At 36.8% G+C, this 15,567-nt stretch carries 13 protein-coding genes; 3 read left to right on the top strand and 10 right to left on the bottom strand.

Annotated features, from left to right (window positions below; genetic code table 11):
* Positions 1 to 317: 317 nt before the first annotated feature.
* Entirely contained in the window at positions 318 to 2,435 is a 2,118-nt protein-coding gene (locus J2R98_RS11990) for a (Fe-S)-binding protein (protein WP_307069315.1), read from the bottom strand.
* Between the two features lie 180 nt (positions 2,436 to 2,615).
* Here J2R98_RS11990 and J2R98_RS11985 point away from each other — a divergent pair, with 180 nt between their 5' ends.
* On the top strand, positions 2,616 to 3,785 hold the full coding sequence (locus tag J2R98_RS11985) for a phospholipase D-like domain-containing protein (RefSeq protein ID WP_307069313.1): 1,170 nt from the start codon (positions 2,616 to 2,618) through the stop codon (positions 3,783 to 3,785).
* 312 nt (positions 3,786 to 4,097) lie between these two features.
* On the opposite strand, the gene argS is transcribed toward J2R98_RS11985, so the two are convergent.
* On the bottom strand, positions 4,098 to 5,768 hold the full coding sequence (gene argS, locus J2R98_RS11980; RefSeq protein WP_307069311.1) for an arginine--tRNA ligase: 1,671 nt from the start codon (positions 5,766 to 5,768) through the stop codon (positions 4,098 to 4,100).
* Position 5,769: 1 nt separating this feature from the next.
* Positions 5,770 to 6,210 (bottom strand): YwiB family protein, encoded by a 441-nt coding sequence (locus J2R98_RS11975; RefSeq protein WP_307069308.1) that lies wholly within the window; start codon positions 6,208 to 6,210, stop codon positions 5,770 to 5,772.
* 197 nt (positions 6,211 to 6,407) lie between these two features.
* Between J2R98_RS11975 and J2R98_RS11970 the strand changes: the two genes are divergently transcribed.
* Positions 6,408 to 8,366 (top strand): transglycosylase domain-containing protein, encoded by a 1,959-nt coding sequence (locus J2R98_RS11970; protein ID WP_307069306.1) that lies wholly within the window; start codon positions 6,408 to 6,410, stop codon positions 8,364 to 8,366.
* A 147-nt stretch (positions 8,367 to 8,513) separates the two neighbouring features.
* Here the strand turns inward: J2R98_RS11970 and J2R98_RS11965 are convergent, their stop codons facing one another.
* The 6 genes from J2R98_RS11965 to J2R98_RS11940 form a co-directional block, all read right to left on the bottom strand.
* On the bottom strand, positions 8,514 to 9,035 hold the full coding sequence (locus J2R98_RS11965; protein ID WP_307069304.1) for a YwhD family protein: 522 nt from the start codon (positions 9,033 to 9,035) through the stop codon (positions 8,514 to 8,516).
* A gap of 69 nt (positions 9,036 to 9,104) precedes the next feature.
* Positions 9,105 to 9,527 (bottom strand): hypothetical protein, encoded by a 423-nt coding sequence (locus tag J2R98_RS11960; protein ID WP_307069303.1) that lies wholly within the window; start codon positions 9,525 to 9,527, stop codon positions 9,105 to 9,107.
* A 634-nt stretch (positions 9,528 to 10,161) separates the two neighbouring features.
* The gene (locus J2R98_RS11955; protein ID WP_307069301.1) at positions 10,162 to 10,533 is read right to left on the bottom strand and encodes a DUF423 domain-containing protein; all 372 of its coding nucleotides are present in this window, start codon (positions 10,531 to 10,533) and stop codon (positions 10,162 to 10,164) included.
* 27 nt (positions 10,534 to 10,560) lie between these two features.
* The gene (locus J2R98_RS11950; RefSeq protein WP_307069299.1) at positions 10,561 to 10,893 is read right to left on the bottom strand and encodes a DUF5327 family protein; all 333 of its coding nucleotides are present in this window, start codon (positions 10,891 to 10,893) and stop codon (positions 10,561 to 10,563) included.
* 48 nt (positions 10,894 to 10,941) lie between these two features.
* Positions 10,942 to 12,291 (bottom strand): sodium-dependent transporter, encoded by a 1,350-nt coding sequence (locus J2R98_RS11945; protein ID WP_307069297.1) that lies wholly within the window; start codon positions 12,289 to 12,291, stop codon positions 10,942 to 10,944.
* Positions 12,292 to 12,467: 176 nt separating this feature from the next.
* Entirely contained in the window at positions 12,468 to 12,605 is a 138-nt protein-coding gene (locus J2R98_RS11940) for a hypothetical protein (protein ID WP_307069296.1), read from the bottom strand.
* 302 nt (positions 12,606 to 12,907) lie between these two features.
* Here J2R98_RS11940 and J2R98_RS11935 point away from each other — a divergent pair, with 302 nt between their 5' ends.
* Positions 12,908 to 14,266 (top strand): YjiH family protein, encoded by a 1,359-nt coding sequence (locus J2R98_RS11935; RefSeq protein WP_307069293.1) that lies wholly within the window; start codon positions 12,908 to 12,910, stop codon positions 14,264 to 14,266.
* 60 nt (positions 14,267 to 14,326) lie between these two features.
* Here J2R98_RS11935 and J2R98_RS11930 read toward each other — a convergent pair whose 3' ends face one another.
* Positions 14,327 to 15,562: a helix-turn-helix domain-containing protein gene (locus tag J2R98_RS11930; protein WP_307069290.1), complete on the bottom strand. Its 1,236-nt coding sequence runs from the start codon at positions 15,560 to 15,562 to the stop codon at positions 14,327 to 14,329.
* Between the last annotated feature and the right edge of the window lie 5 nt (positions 15,563 to 15,567).

Here is a 15,567-nt window from a genome sequence, read left to right as displayed (position 1 = left end):
TCCGAAAATTAACTTTGAAAAATAGTAGACATAAGCAAGAATTTTGACAATTAAATTTTTTAAATATTTCAATATCTATAATTTTAAGTAACAATTCTGTAAAATGCAACCTTATTTCTGTAATTTTCGAAAATATATTAAATTTTTAACTATTCCCACTTCAGCTAGTTATTAAACATTCTATCATTGAATTCTAAATATTCAAGTATATTTGTATATTTTGTCTATTAGCAATATTAACCTATTTCAAACAAGTCAAGTTTATACTAAAAATCCCTATAAGGTTTTGGATCAAACCTTATAGGGATCCTGTTTAATTATGCTGTTTGTTCCACTTTAGCTGGCTCGCCAAAGATTGAACGTTCTAACACTTCTGCAACGTCTTGCGTTGTTACTTCTTCATCTACTTCTTTAGCTTTCGTTCCATCTGTTAACATCGTTAAACAGTAAGGACATCCACTTGAGATCGTATTCGGTGATACTTCTAGTGCTTGTTCAGTACGAGCGACGTTGACGCGGTTACCAGTTGTTTCTTCCATCCACATCATACCGCCCCCCGCTCCACAGCACATACCGTTTTCACGGTTACGTTCGATCTCAACGTATTCAACGCCAGGAATCGATTGTAAAATATCACGCGGTGGGTTATAAACCTCATTATAACGTCCAAGGTAACAAGAATCGTGGAACGTAATTTTCTCATTCACGGCCTCGTGCGGCTCAAGACGTCCTTCATTAATTAACTCTGCTAATAGCTCAGTGTGGTGATAAACTTCACCTTCAAAGCCAAAGTCTGGATATTCATTTTTAAAGATATTATAAGCGTGTGGATCGATTGTTACGATCTTTTTCACATCATTTTTCTCAAATTCTTTAATGTTTTTCTCTGCTAGCTCTTGGAATAAGAATTCATTACCTAAACGACGTGGTGTGTCACCTGAGTTACGCTCTTTATTACCTAAGATAGCAAACTTAACGCCTGCTTTATTCATTAAGCGTGCAAAAGCTACAGCAATCTTCTGACTGCGGTTGTCATATGCACCCATTGAGCTTACCCAGAAAAGGTATTCGAACTCTTCTCCTTCTTTACTCATTTCTTTAACTGTAGGGATGTTTAGTGTTTCATCCATTTCTCTCCAGTTTTCACGGTCTTTCTTAGATAGACCCCAAGGATTACCTTGACGCTCAATGTTCATCATAGCACGCTGTGCATCAGGATCCATTTTACCTTCAGTCATAACTAAATAACGACGAAGGTCAATAATTGTATCAACGTGTTGGTTCATAACTGGACATGCATCTTCACAGTTACGACAAGTCGTACAAGCCCATAACTCTTCTTCAGTTACAACATCACCAATTAACTGTTGGTTCATGACCTGTTCAGCTAATGAATTGTTTGGATCTACTGCTTGATTCCCTGCTGAATCCGCAAAAGCATATGACGGTACCCATGCTGATTTACCAGTTACCGCAGCACCTTTTTCAGTTAAGTGATCTCGAATTTTAACGAGCACATCCATTGGTGATAGCATTTTGCCAGAGCCTGATGCCGGGCAGACATCAGTACAACGTCCACACTCAACACAAGCGTATAAATCAAGTAACTGCAATTCGCTTAAGTCTTCTACTTTACCAACACCAAATGACGGTTCTTCATCTGACTCTTCCATTTCGTCCATGTCAAAGTTTATTGGCTGAAGCTTGCCGTGCTTTTTGTCTTGGTTAAAGTAAACGTTCGCAGGACCTGCAATTAAGTGAGCGTGCTTAGATTGTGGTACGTAAACTAAGAACGCTAGTAACGCAACTAAGTGAATCCACCACATAATATAAAACATAACGGCTGCTACAGTAGGACTCATCCACATGAAAGCAGCTGCAATAGCTGACGCAACTGGTTCGGACCATGTTAAGCTATGTTCATGCCAAATAAGTTCAAAACCGTTACCTGCTAACACTGTTACCATTAATGTTCCGATAAAGATTAATACTAATCCAGCCTTAAACCCACGTTTAAGACGAACAAGCTTCTCAATATAACGGCGATAAAAAGCCCATACAACCGCCACTAAAATTGTTAATGTAACAATCTCTTGGAAAAACACAAAACCTGGATAGAAAATTCCAAATGGAAGATGTGATTCAGGATTTAACCCCTTCCAAATGTAATCAATCGCACCAAACTGCACAAGTAAAAATCCGTAGAACATCATCACGTGTATGATTCCGGATTTCATGTCTTTTAACAGCTTCTTCTGACCAAATACGTATACCCAAATATCTTTAAGACGCTGTTTAACGTCTTGATCATATTCAGATTTACGCCCTAATTTAATGTAAGCAATTCTAGTTCGCACAACTTTCACAAACAAGAGTACTGCATAGATTGTAATTGCTAAAAAAGCAATCCAATTCACCCATAATAGCGCTTCCATCTGTCTCCCCCCATGATTGTTTATATTTCGAACAATTAATCACATTCTAACACGAAATGCGTCAGAATTGATGAAGTTTTCGTATAATTTCATTATACACTGAATGAACATTCAGTCAATCATTTTTTGTATACATTAATTAGAATAAAAACATACTACCAAAGAAGGAGGACGCGCACCATGTGGGTCTTAATTGCCATTGCAGTTATTATCATTATATTTTTAATTACTAACCGTAAAGAACAAGAAGAAGATCTACCTAACTATCCGATAAGACATGCTGATATTACGTTTTTTTGGAATGGGCGCGATCTATTCAATCAATACTTCGAAGATATACGTAATGCTAAACAGTTCATATGTATTAATTTCTTCATTGTAAAAAAAGACCAGTTTGGACAAGAGTTTATACAATTAATGAAAGAAAAAGCAGATGAAGGCGTGGCTGTTTATTTAATTGTTGACCGGATTGGCTCAAGAGCTCTTTCTAAAGAAATTAGAAAAAATTTAAAAGTATCAGGTGTTCATTTTTCGTTTAGTAATAAAATCTCTTTTAAGAACTTCTTTCACTCTGTCAATCACCGTAACCACCGTAAAATAACGGTTATTGATGGAACTGCTGCATATGTTGGTGGTTTTAACGTCGGTAACCAATACGTCAATGGAAGTTCTAAGTTCTCTTTATGGCGGGATTACCATTTGAGGTTGACTGGAGGGATTGTAAAAGATGTTTTAGACCTATTCAAACGAGATTGGGTACGAAATAATGGGGTTCTACTTCCAGTATCAACACAATCAAACATAAAAGGGGCAAGCAAAACCCAATTACGACCTACTTCTCACGGTTCTTTAGAAGGTAGCTTTTATGACTTGATTAACAGGGCTCAATCACAAATAAAAATAGGGTCACCTTACTTCATTCCTAATGAAGCCTTAATTACTTTATTAGAAGAGAAAGCTAAGCAAGGTGTACAGATCGATGTTTTATACCCGCATGAATCAGATCATCCTTTTGTTAAAGAAGCTTCGATTCCTTACTTAAAAAGAATGGAACAGGCTGGGGCGAATGTTCACTTATTTAATAACGGTTTCTATCATGCCAAATTATTATTAATTGATGATTACGTTATTGATATCGGGACGGCTAATTTTGACCGTAGAAGCATTTACCTTAATGATGAAGTTAACGTATTAATTTATGACGAAGAAGTGATTAAGAGGATTAATAGTTATTATGAGCAAGATGTAAAAGATTCCGTTGGTCTATATAAAGAGTGGCTTGAGCAGCCTAATCGGTTTGTTATGGCAATTAATAAAGCGATCGCTTATATTTTTAGACCTTTGCTTTAAAGACCATCAAATCTCTAGTAAAAACTTAAACCTCCGCAGTGGAAACACACTTCGCTTTCCATGGGCACGGCCTCAACTTCCCAAAACTCACTGCCGTTTCGTTTTGGGTGATTTTCGGCTCGCGCTGTTCCCATTGGAGTCTCCGTGTATTTCCACTGCTCAGCTAAACTTTCTCTCTTTTAACCCCGTGACTTTAGACAACTTATTTTAAATTAAAAAAGATGCTCCCAAACGAGTATTAGGGGCATCTTTTAGCTTTTAACTACTGTACAATCCATCAAATACTCTCCATGCAGTAGCTATGGTCTATCATTACATTTGTTCAGGTGCGTGAACACCAATGATTTGTAGGGCATCTTTTAGAACTGTTCTCGTTGCTTTCATTAATGCAATACGAGCTTTTGTTAGTTCAACTTGCTCTAAGTCGATTACTTTTTCTGCGTTGTAAAAACTATGAAGATCAGATGCTAAATCAAATACATACTGCGGAATGCGGTGTGGCATCTTCTTCGTTGCCGCTTCAGAGATCACTTGCGGATAATCACCTAAACGTTTTAATAAGTCAATCTCTTTCTCAGCGACTAACAATGACAAGTCAGCTGTTGCCTCAACGTCTACACCTTTTTCTTCAGCTTGTTTTAGCATGCTACAAATACGTGCGTGTGCATACTGAACATAATAAACAGGGTTATCATTAGATTCTGAACGCGCTAAGTCCATATCGAAGTCTAAATGAGAATCGTTAGAGCGCATAATAAAGAAATAGCGCGTAGCATCAAGACCGACTTCTTCAATTAATTCTTTCATTGTTATGGCTTTACCTGTACGTTTACTCATTTTTACTTTTTCGCCGTTTTCGAATAGGTTAACCATTTGAGTAATTTTAATATCAAGTAAGTCCTTGGAATTACCTAATGCTTGAATAGCTGCTTTCATTCGCGTGACATAACCATGGTGGTCCGCACCCCATATGTTAATTAAATGTGTGAAGCCACGATTAATTTTGTTTTGGTGATAGGCAATATCAGGCGTTAAATACGTATAAGTTCCGTCTTGTTTAATTAAAACACGGTCTTTGTCATCGCCGAATTCAGTTGAACGGAACCAAACAGCACCGTCTTCTTCATACACATAACCCTTCTCACGTAGTGATGTGACCGCTTCTTCTACTTTACCTTCTTCATATAACGACATTTCAGAGAACCATGAATTAAAAGGCACTCGAAACGCTTCTAAATCTTGTTTAATTTGATGTAGTAAATGCTTTAAGCCATGCTCTCTAAACTTTTGTAGACGTTCAGTTTCATCCATTTCAAAAAACTGTCTGCCGTGTGAATCAACTAAGCCTTTCGCTAAATCAATAATATCTTGGCCGCGATAACCGTCTTCAGGCATATCTTTCTCTTCACCAATCGCTTCAAAGTAACGGACTTCGATTGATTTGGCCAGGTTATCAATTTGGTTACCAGCATCATTGATGTAATATTCTCTTTCAACACTATAGCCAGCCTTCTCCATTACATTAGCCAACGTATCACCGTACGCTGCACCACGTGCGTGACCTAAGTGTAATGTACCAGTAGGGTTCGCTGACACGAACTCAATTTGTACACGCTCATCTTGCCCAACGTTAGACTGTCCATAATCTTCACCTTGGTCAAAAATTGTATTGACGACATCTGTTAAGTAAGACGTGTCCATAAAGAAATTAATAAATCCAGGACCCGCTATATCAATCGATTTTACAGAAGCTTTTTGTTGGTCGATTTGCTCTACGATCTCTTCAGCAATTTGACGAGGATTTTTCTTAGCGACTCGAGCTAATTGCATTGCCATATTCGTCGCATAATCACCATGACTTTTATCTTTAGGTGTTTCTAATACGACTTGTGGCATCTCCTCTTGACTTGCTAGCTCTGCTTTTAATACAGCTTGTTTGATCGCTTCTTTCAATTGACTTTCAACTTGTTCAACAACGTTCACGTCAAGCATCCTCCTCTTTAAATTTCATTTCTAACGTATGTTCTCTCGGTTCGTCTTCGTTAAGAACGACTTCATATTGTATAAAAATCTTACCCGATCGGTTTCCTTCACCTTTGTAATATTCCATTCTATTCGTACGTGTTTCCATGCGGAACTGACCGTACGGGTGTTGGTAAATACTTTCCGTATTCGCTCCAATGCGGAATACTTGGTGCATTTTCACTGGACCTTCACGTTTAAGTGTAATTTTTTCACCAGTGATGATGACTGTCGTATGAACGACTCCGACTTCTTCCATTTCCTCTTTATATTTAATTAGATGTAAACTTCCTCTTTGAATATAAGAACCCTTTTCTTGTCGGCTAATAACTTCCTCTGTTCCATTAGGGTCTTTAATTTCTGTATCAACTGATATATCAACATTTAACACTTGGTTAGACAATTCAAATCTGCCTCACTTTCATTTCCGAAACATTACGTATAACAAATTGTATTATAACGGAATGAAAAATAAAAGAGAAGAACACGGAAAAGCACAAATATTTCACAGCTGTTCTTTTGCAAGTGGTTATATGTTTAATTTCTTCCTAGTTATTCCATACTAACTGTTAAGACTGCAAAAGACGGGAGACACCAAACATGAAGAAACTATTGAAACGGTTAATGATTGTAAGCTTCTTTTCTGTCGTCTTCTTATTATCAACTATAATTGTCATTTTTACATATATTTTATTCGAAGGTCCCCCTGAATTCGAAATCGCTGAAAATACCGTCGTATATGACCAGTATGATGAAGTGGTTTCTGTTAATCACGGGGTTGAAAGTCGTTATTCAGTCTCCCTTGAAGACATTTCCCCTCATGTTATTGATGCTTTTATAGCAGCTGAAGACCAACACTTTTATGACCACTATGGTTTTGATTTTAAACGAATCGTCGGCGCAGCCTATCACAACATTATGACTCAACGGCGCAGCCAAGGGGCTAGTACGATTACACAACAATACGCTAGAAACGTTTTTCTTACACATAACAGAACGTGGGAACGAAAAATTCAAGAAGCATTAATTGCTTTACGACTAGAAGTTTTTCAGTCAAAAGATGAAATATTAGAAGGTTATTTAAATACGATCTATTTCGGGCATGGACAATATGGGATTGAAGCTGCTAGTCAGTTTTATTTCGATAAAACTGCTTCAGAATTAAGCATTGCAGAGTCTGCCTTGTTAGCATCTGTGCCACGTGGTCCGTCTTTATATTCACCAATAAACAATTATGAACGTGCTGTTGAGAGGCAGCAATGGATTTTAAGCAGAATGAGAGACACCGGTAAAATTGTAAACAGTGAATATCGAAGAGCTTTAGAGGAGTCTTTAGCAATCGTTACAACGGTGGAAGCTCAACAAGATATTGGAGATTACTTTTTAGATTATGCGATGAATGAAGCTACTAACATTTTAGATGTAACGCGTGAAGAGCTTGAGGCTGGTGGCTATCAAATTCATACAACGATCGACCCTAGAGCTCAAGCTATATTAGAAGAGAAGTCTATGGAACGATTACCTGAAGATGAAGAATATCAAGTTGGAGCTGTAACACTCGATCACCAAACAGGTAAAATTGTCGCTTTACACGGAGGACGCAACTTTCATACGACACCATTTAATAGAGCTGTTCGAGCTGAACGAATGACTGGTTCGGCTTTTAAACCTTTTTTATACTATGCGGCACTCGTCTATGGATACACACCTTCGACAACGTTAGAGAGCACGTTTACTCAATTCACTTTAGAAGATGGCTCGATCTATGATCCATCGAATTACAATGACCGTTATGCAGAACGACCTGTTACGTTAGCACAAGCATTAGCCGTTTCTGATAACGTTTATGCTGTCAAAACAAACATGTTTATGGGGCCAGAAAATTTAGTAGAATCTGCAGAATTATTCGGGATCGAAGGTGATCTTAAACCTAGGCTACCTTTAGCTTTAGGAACAACCTCTATCTCTCCTTTTGACATGACAAAAGCTTATTCTCTAATAGCCAATAGTGGTTGGAAAATTGATCCTTATATCGTTGAAAAGATTATAGATCGCAACGGAGACACAGTCTACCAACATCAAGCTAAAACACCTGAACGCGTTTTAGATGAAAATTACTCATTTGTATTAAAACATATGATGACTGGTATGTTTGATGACCGCTTAAGTGACTATCTACGCGTCACAGGTGCTTCGATTAGTCACGCACTTGAACATGAGTATGCTGGTAAATCCGGAACTACTGAAAATGATGCTTGGATGGTTGGGTTTAGCCCTAACTATACTACTGCTGTATGGACAGGGTTTGATGACCATAGGCGCCTTGAAACAACACAAGAAAAACAAGCAGCTAAACAAATTTGGGGTGATTATATGAGTGAACTCCACGAAGGACTTACTGTTGAGACATTTAAAGTCCCATCAGGTGTTACTGGTGTCTATATGGACCCTATGACAGGTTCTTTAAACGGACCAGCTTGTGAAGACAGGTCCAGGTTGACTTATTACATTAGAGGAACGGAACCGACAGAAGCTTGTGAAGAGATCGAAGTGGAATAAAACATAAAAAAACAGGGTTAGCGATGTTCGCTAACCCTGTTTTTTGTCCTAATAAACATGATGTTTAACCCATGTTTAGTTTTTATTTTACAAAGAAATAGCAAAAAGTACAATCATAAGTTAAACTGTTCACAATTCAGACATAAATTATTTCAGAACGTCTTTTAACTCATCTGTTGATAACTTCCAATATTGCTCATTAAAGTCTTTTAAGAAATCCCTCAATAATGCTTTGGAATGATCATCCATATGTTCTAATATAATTTTTCCTTTTAACGATTTATCCATACGATTAACGTGTTCAGCTAAAAGTTTATAACCACGGCGCGCTTCACGATCAACTTCTAAATAACAAGCTGCAACTCCATAGTAATAAGGCCCATGTTCGCCACGTTCAACAGTTACCCAAACAATCCAATATGGTTTACCATTTGGAACTTCTTCTTGATCTGTTACGAACTTAATGCGTTTTTCTACTTCACTACGTGCGTGCATGGCTCCCATATCAACCCATACGCGGTCTTCGTTTGGATCAACGATCAGAGGGGACATGTTTTCTAAACTAAAAGCGCCACCACCACTATAGCCTGGGTGACCATCTATTGGATCGTCTTTCATAATCGTAAATTTGTTACTGCTTTTCTTCTCTTGATTGTTTTCATCAGCCATTATTCACGCCTCCTTCAGTCATCCTTCATTATTATTGTGCCATATTACCGTTTTCATTAAAAGTAATGACTATGAAAACAAACTACCAAAGAAATTAGCTATGCCACTAAAGAAATTGCCAATCGTACTAAAGAAACCGCCACCTTCATCGATCTCGAAGTTTGTGTCTAAATAGTCAAGCAAATCCTCTGAATACGTAAGCCCAACAACGCGATCACTTGAGAAAAATTCATATAACTCATTAGCAATTCGATTGTCTATTTGTCTGTTCAATTGCTCACGCTCTGATTCATCATCTGTAAAAAAGGCATCTAATATGTATGAAATATATGGTAGTTCAAGATGTTCAAAATCGTCTTGTACTGGGTACCACTCATTTTCGATTGAAAGACGATATTGATCTTCTTGAGTCTCTTCATCAGCACTAACTAGAATAGGTAGTAACATAATTAAGGCCATACTTAGTATTAATCCTTTACTTATTAATTTCATTAATTATAACCCCTTATCGTTTTTATATAGTTTTATATTAAAACAATGGCTTGACTCATTAAATGATTTTGCTCAAATGTTTTAAAAATCTTCAATTTCAAATGTGGCCGTGTATAACTTACACCTATTTATGACCGTGTGTGCTTTAATAGCTTTTTTCCTACTTTTTTATTTTTAACTAGAAAGATATTTTCAACCCAATGTCTTGAGCATCACAGTGTGCGGGCTAGTCAGAGCTGTAACTAATTAAACGGTCAGATGCTTATCAACAATTTTATTCTGTTCAAGTTGTTCTATCTGCTTGGCATTAATAATGCGTTTAATCATTACGACACATCCACCAGAGAGAAGATTTAGCCCAGCAGTGGAAATACACGAAGACTCCAATGGGAACAGCGCGAGCCGAAAATCACCCAAAACGACACGGCAGTGAGTTTTGGGAAGTTGAGGCCGTGCCCATGGAAAGCGAAGTGTATTTCCACTGCGGTATGATTAAGCGTTACTTTGACCTTTTTATTATTATGCCTATTATAACAAGGAGCAAGACAACAAATAACATAATAAACCCCAGCTAGAAGACTTTTTTTCTTAAGTCCACTAACTGGGGTATAGAGTAGGCTTTGGTTGGTTATTATTAAACAACCATTTTAGAGATTCCGTATGCTAAGACAATCCAACCGATTAGGAAGGCTAGGCCTCCTATTGGTGTAATCATAGCAAAGAATTTCATACCTGTTACTGAATAAATATATAAACTACCTGAAAAGATGAGAATTCCAACTAAGAATACCCAACCTGATGTTTGAAAGACGGCTAGTTCAGTTTTGAGCATTAGAATCGATGCTATAAAAATAGCAATCGTGTGAAACATTTGGTATTGTACGGCTTTTTCCCAAGTTTGTAACATTTTTTCGCTCACTCGATTTTCTAACCCGTGTGCACCAAACGCCCCTAATGCAACTGTAATAAAGCCACTAATTGCCCCAATCATTAACAAGATCTTCATCTTTACCGCTCCTCTTGTTCGTTTAATTTAAAAATCGAATAATGAATCGCCGTTTGCATCGTGTTCTTTCAATCTCTTTCCTTCATTGAGACTTGGTTTGTTTTTCTCTATTCCCATCATTTTAGCTTCAATGTCCGAGATTTCTGGATCATCTTTCTTTTGTGTCACAAACTGCGATGTCACAACCGAATCCGATTTCGTTTGTGTACTATGACTTTCACCTTCTGATGCTAATACGACATCAGCTAACGAACGGATTGCATACATTTTAGCATGGATGTCTGATTGAGATGAAGTTGGGTCAATCGATTGTAATTCATTTTTCATCTTTTCGACGATCGCTTCATAAGAAATTGTCATTTAAACCACCTAATCTACTAAGTTTCTAAGTGGATTATAACACAATTTTTAAATGTCGAATAACGAGATGAATAAGATGACAATCATTACGACTGGTACTAAGAAACGAACAATGTTGTACCAAACCTTTTGTAATATAGGTGACTCAATTTCACTGTTATTAATAGCTTGGTTGCGATTTAAATACCAACCAACGAAGATCGCCATTAGTAAACCACCTAACGGTAAGATGACGTTTGCTGTGATATTGTCCATCATATCTAAAATGTTATTACCATTGATTTGGATATGACTCCATACACCGAAACCTAATGAAGCCGCGATTCCTAACACGAAAATGATTGACCCCATAATTAGTGTCGCCGCTTTACGAGTTAAACCTAAAGTACGGTGAACGTAAGCCACTGGTAACTCTAATAATGATAACGCTGATGAGAATGCCGCCATTGTTAATAGTACGAAGAACACAATTCCGACAATGTGACCTGCTGGCATACCTTCAAAGATACTCGGTAAAATGATAAATACAAGAGGCGGACCTGAATCAGGTTCAACTCCATAACTAAATACAGCTGTAAAGATCATAACACCAGCAATTAACGCAAAAACAGTGTCCATTAAGCCGATTCCAACTGTTGCTGCTGGCAAACGATCTTTAGCCTTTAAGTAACTGCTGTATGTCAACATACCACAAATACCGATACTTAGTGAGAAGAAGGCTTGTCCTAATGCCATGAAGTATACAGATGGCTCTGTTAACATTGACCAATCAGGTGTAAATAAGAATGCTAAACCTTCACTTGCTCCATCTAACGTTAAACCGTAAACGGCCATAAATATTAGTAATATAGCTAAAGCGGGCATGAGAAGGTTGTTAGCTTTCTCAATACCTTTTTTAATACCTCTCATAACGATTAAAATCGTTAGTCCTAAAAATAGTGCTTGCCAAAACAATGGTGCTACAGGGTTGCTCGTCCATGCTTCAAACGCAGCTCCGAAACCACCATCTGGCTCAGTCCAATAAGCTCCTGTTACATATTGATATAAATAAAATAAAGTCCAACCAGAAACGACACTATAGAAACTTAAAATTAAAATACCGCCGATTACACCCATTAAACCCGTAAGGTGCCATTTTGTATTCGGTGCTAAACGTTTAAATGAACCAACTGCGTCCATTTGTCCCGCTTTTCCTATACTAAATTCCGTTAAAAGTAACGGAATACCAATAATAAGAACAAAGAATAAATATATTAAAAGAAATGTCGCTCCTCCACTTTCACCTGCAACGTAAGAGAAACGCCAAATGTTTCCTAACCCAACTGCTGACCCCATGGCCGCTAACATGAAACCAAATCTTGTTTTCCACTGATCGTGGCCTATTCCTGACCCACTCATGATGTTCACTCCTTTTTAATTTATAATGACTTAATTTAACACATGTGGAACTATATTTGAACCTTTAATTCTATTAAATTTTAACACCTAACCCCTTTTTAGTGTCAATGCTTTAAACTAATAAAATATATTAAATAAAAATAAGACACTGCTAAAGGCAGTGTTCTGTGTTTAATCTATAGTTTTATTTGTTGACTTGCCTCTTTTTTATGTTCGCGATACAACCAACAGATAAAGTCTTTTTCTTTCGAACATAAATCTCTCCCTAGTTCTGATTTAAACTCATCCACTAGTTTTTCACAAGTTTTTTTCACCTATGTAACCTCCCGATCATGCAAAACTATTTACGCTACCTCTTTCTCTTTCTATTACATGTTTCAAAACGGGGCAAATTAATCCTTCAACTTCTATTATAATTGTATTATAATAAGTTGTAAAGTTCTTTTTCAGAAAATTTAAAATTGTTATATTCAAAAAACAATTAGTTCGAAATAAGAACTTTTAGTCAAGCTAACTATTCTTCTTCACTAAACTAACAGACTTTTAGTTATGATTTTACATCTTGTTGCATAAACATGAATGTGTCATAATATTACAAGATAAAGGGGGTCTATTGATGGAACAAAAATCTATTTCATTAAAATATCATTTAAAGTTTCTCATTCTGTCGGCATTAGGTATTTTCTTCTTCATGACGCCAATTACGTACGGTGGGGAGACAAGCATTCCTGTTGCTGTATTAGCCAATGAATTACTAGCATTTCTCGGTGATTTTGCTGTTATACTAATAGTTCTGATCATATCTATATCTGCGATTCTTTCAGTTATAGCACACTTAGTCCATAACAATGATTCGAGTAAGTTTTCAAAGGATACGTTAGCTGGCACTTTATTCAATGTAGGACCTGTTTGGATGACCATCCGCCTACTTGGTATGATCTTCGCTATTTTGACGTATTTTCAGATTGGTTGGGAAGGCATCTATTCTGACTATACTGGCGGATTACTATTAGATGGTCTACTCACTTTCTTATTAACCGTATTCTTATTTGCTGGTCTATTATTACCGTTACTATTAAGCTTTGGTTTATTAGAATTGATCGGTGCGTTATTTGCCAAAATTATGCGTCCAGTCTTTAAACTACCAGGTCGTTCAACGGTTGATAACTTAACTTCATGGTTTGGTGATGGTACAGTAGGGGTTCTATTAACGAACCAACAATATGAACAAGGATACTATACGAAACGTGAGGCTGCGGTCATCGGTACGACATTCTCAGTTGTTTCTATTACGTTTACGATCACAATCATCCAAGAAGTTGATTTAATGCATATGTTCTTACCACTTTATGGAACGATTTTCGTAGCTGGTTTAGTCGCGGCATTAATCATGCCACGCATTCCACCATTATCTCGTATTCCAGACGATACGTATTCAGGTGAGAAGAACCAATTAGACGAGTCAATTCCTAGTGATTACAATACTTTTACATGGGGTTATAGGCAGGCTGTTACGCGTGCTGAAAAGTCACCAGGTATTACAGGTTACATGAAAGCTGCATCTAAAAATATTTTAGACATGTGGGTTGGTGTGTTACCAATCGTTATGGCTGTTGGTACACTCGGTTTAATTGTTGCTGAAATGACACCATTCTTCACATGGATTGGTACACCATTTGTACCGATTTTAGAATTGATGCAAGTACCTGAAGCACAGGCTGCTGCTGAAACGATTCTAATCGGTTTTACAGACATGTTCTTACCTGCTTTAATGATTGAGTCAGTCGGTAATGAAATGACACGATTCATCGTGGCTGCTTTAAGTGTTGTTCAGTTAATTTATTTATCAGAAGTCGGTGGTGTTTTATTAGCATCTAATATTCCAATTAACTTTAGAAGATTAGTTGCAATCTTCCTACTACGTACTGCAATTACACTACCTGTCATCATATTAATGGCTCACTTAATTTTCTAATATAATTTAAATTCAATATAAAGATCCCCAACGAGTGAAATTCACTTGTTGGGGATCTTGTTATACCATAAAGTCATCACGTGCTAACATGAAATATTCGGAAGCTTTTTTGTATCTATTAAAATGATACAATAGTTTACCGTATAAATAATAGTAATGCTTTAATTCAATATTTTCACCATTACCTTCGAAAAATGGGATGACTTTCTCTTTTAAATATTGCAATAAACCTTCATCATCATTCTCTAGTCTCATGTTTAACACTTTAAATTTAACTTGATAACGTTGATGATTATGCTCATATGCTAAAATCAACCCTTTTTGGACGTATTCTTTAGCAAGCTTATATCGATTCGATGAAAAGTATATATAAGTTAACAAGTACCTTGAATTTAAAAAGTCACTTTCATTAACATTAAACTGCAATACGCGCTTAAAATAACTCTCTGCTACGTCGAATTCTTTTTTATGAAAATGGATATAAGCAATATGGTGGTAAATATTCGCTCTTGTCCGATCTAATAGATGTTCACCATCTACTTCTTTTAGCTTGTTAAAATAAGCCTCAGCTGAGTAGAAATCGCCCACTAAACAATAGTTAACTCCTAATACCACTTGGCAATCAATCATTCGTACATAGAATAGTTTCTCTTGGAAGATCGAATACGCTTTTTGTGCGTGTTTATTAGATACTAATATGTTATTTAAACGACTATAAATGGTTGCCATCACCAAGTGGAGTTCTGGGTCTTCACGATCACCTAAAATGTCTTCCGCTTTCTCCAAGTGAATTATGGCATTGTTATAAAGACCTTTTCTACGATAATATATTCCGACAAATTTATAAAAACTGAATGGTTCACAAGCCTCAAAAATAATTCTTCGCTTCTCAATAAACTCAATCAGTGCATCCGCGTCTTTTAACCGATCAGATAATAAACAATAGCCTAACTCCGCCAAAAAATACGTATACTGATCCTCAATATACAGACAATCATTAACCATTTCTTCAACTTGCTTTTTTAACTTTTGAGCTTCTGGTATATGATAGATATGAATGTCGTAAAGCCACTTTTTAAGAACTTCTCTAAACTCTTCATTTGGCTGACCGATCAATTGATACTGATCAATTTGAAGTCTGTCAGTCAGTTGAAGGACGAGCTCCTCTTTAAGATCCATTTGACCATTTTCTAATTTACTTATGTAAGTGACAGAGCAGATGCCATCTGCCAACTGTTCTTGGGTGAGGTCCTGCTCTGTCCGATACCACTTAATTGCTTTACCTATTAATGACATAGTTA

Origin of the sequence: Alkalibacillus filiformis (genome assembly GCF_030814115.1) — a bacterium.
Lineage (GTDB): Bacteria > Bacillota > Bacilli > Bacillales > Alkalibacillaceae > Alkalibacillus > Alkalibacillus filiformis.
Note: the sequence above shows the minus strand (reverse complement) of the source record. Positions and strands in the feature narration are given on the sequence as shown.

Bases quoted from the DNA above. Each gene is read 5' to 3' on its own strand.
- J2R98_RS11990 (WP_307069315.1), bottom strand. From the start codon at position 2,435: ATGGAAGCGCTATTATGGGTGAATTGGATTGCTTTTTTAGCAATTACA.
- J2R98_RS11985 (WP_307069313.1), top strand. From the start codon at position 2,616: ATGTGGGTCTTAATTGCCATTGCAGTTATTATCATTATATTTTTAATT.
- J2R98_RS11970 (WP_307069306.1), top strand. From the start codon at position 6,408: ATGAAGAAACTATTGAAACGGTTAATGATTGTAAGCTTCTTTTCTGTC.
- J2R98_RS11965 (WP_307069304.1), bottom strand. From the start codon at position 9,035: ATGGCTGATGAAAACAATCAAGAGAAGAAAAGCAGTAACAAATTTACG.
- J2R98_RS11960 (WP_307069303.1), bottom strand. From the start codon at position 9,527: ATGAAATTAATAAGTAAAGGATTAATACTAAGTATGGCCTTAATTATG.
- J2R98_RS11955 (WP_307069301.1), bottom strand. From the start codon at position 10,533: ATGAAGATCTTGTTAATGATTGGGGCAATTAGTGGCTTTATTACAGTT.
- J2R98_RS11950 (WP_307069299.1), bottom strand. From the start codon at position 10,893: ATGACAATTTCTTATGAAGCGATCGTCGAAAAGATGAAAAATGAATTA.
- J2R98_RS11945 (WP_307069297.1), bottom strand. From the start codon at position 12,291: ATGAGTGGGTCAGGAATAGGCCACGATCAGTGGAAAACAAGATTTGGT.
- J2R98_RS11935 (WP_307069293.1), top strand. From the start codon at position 12,908: ATGGAACAAAAATCTATTTCATTAAAATATCATTTAAAGTTTCTCATT.
- J2R98_RS11930 (WP_307069290.1), bottom strand. From the start codon at position 15,562: ATGTCATTAATAGGTAAAGCAATTAAGTGGTATCGGACAGAGCAGGAC.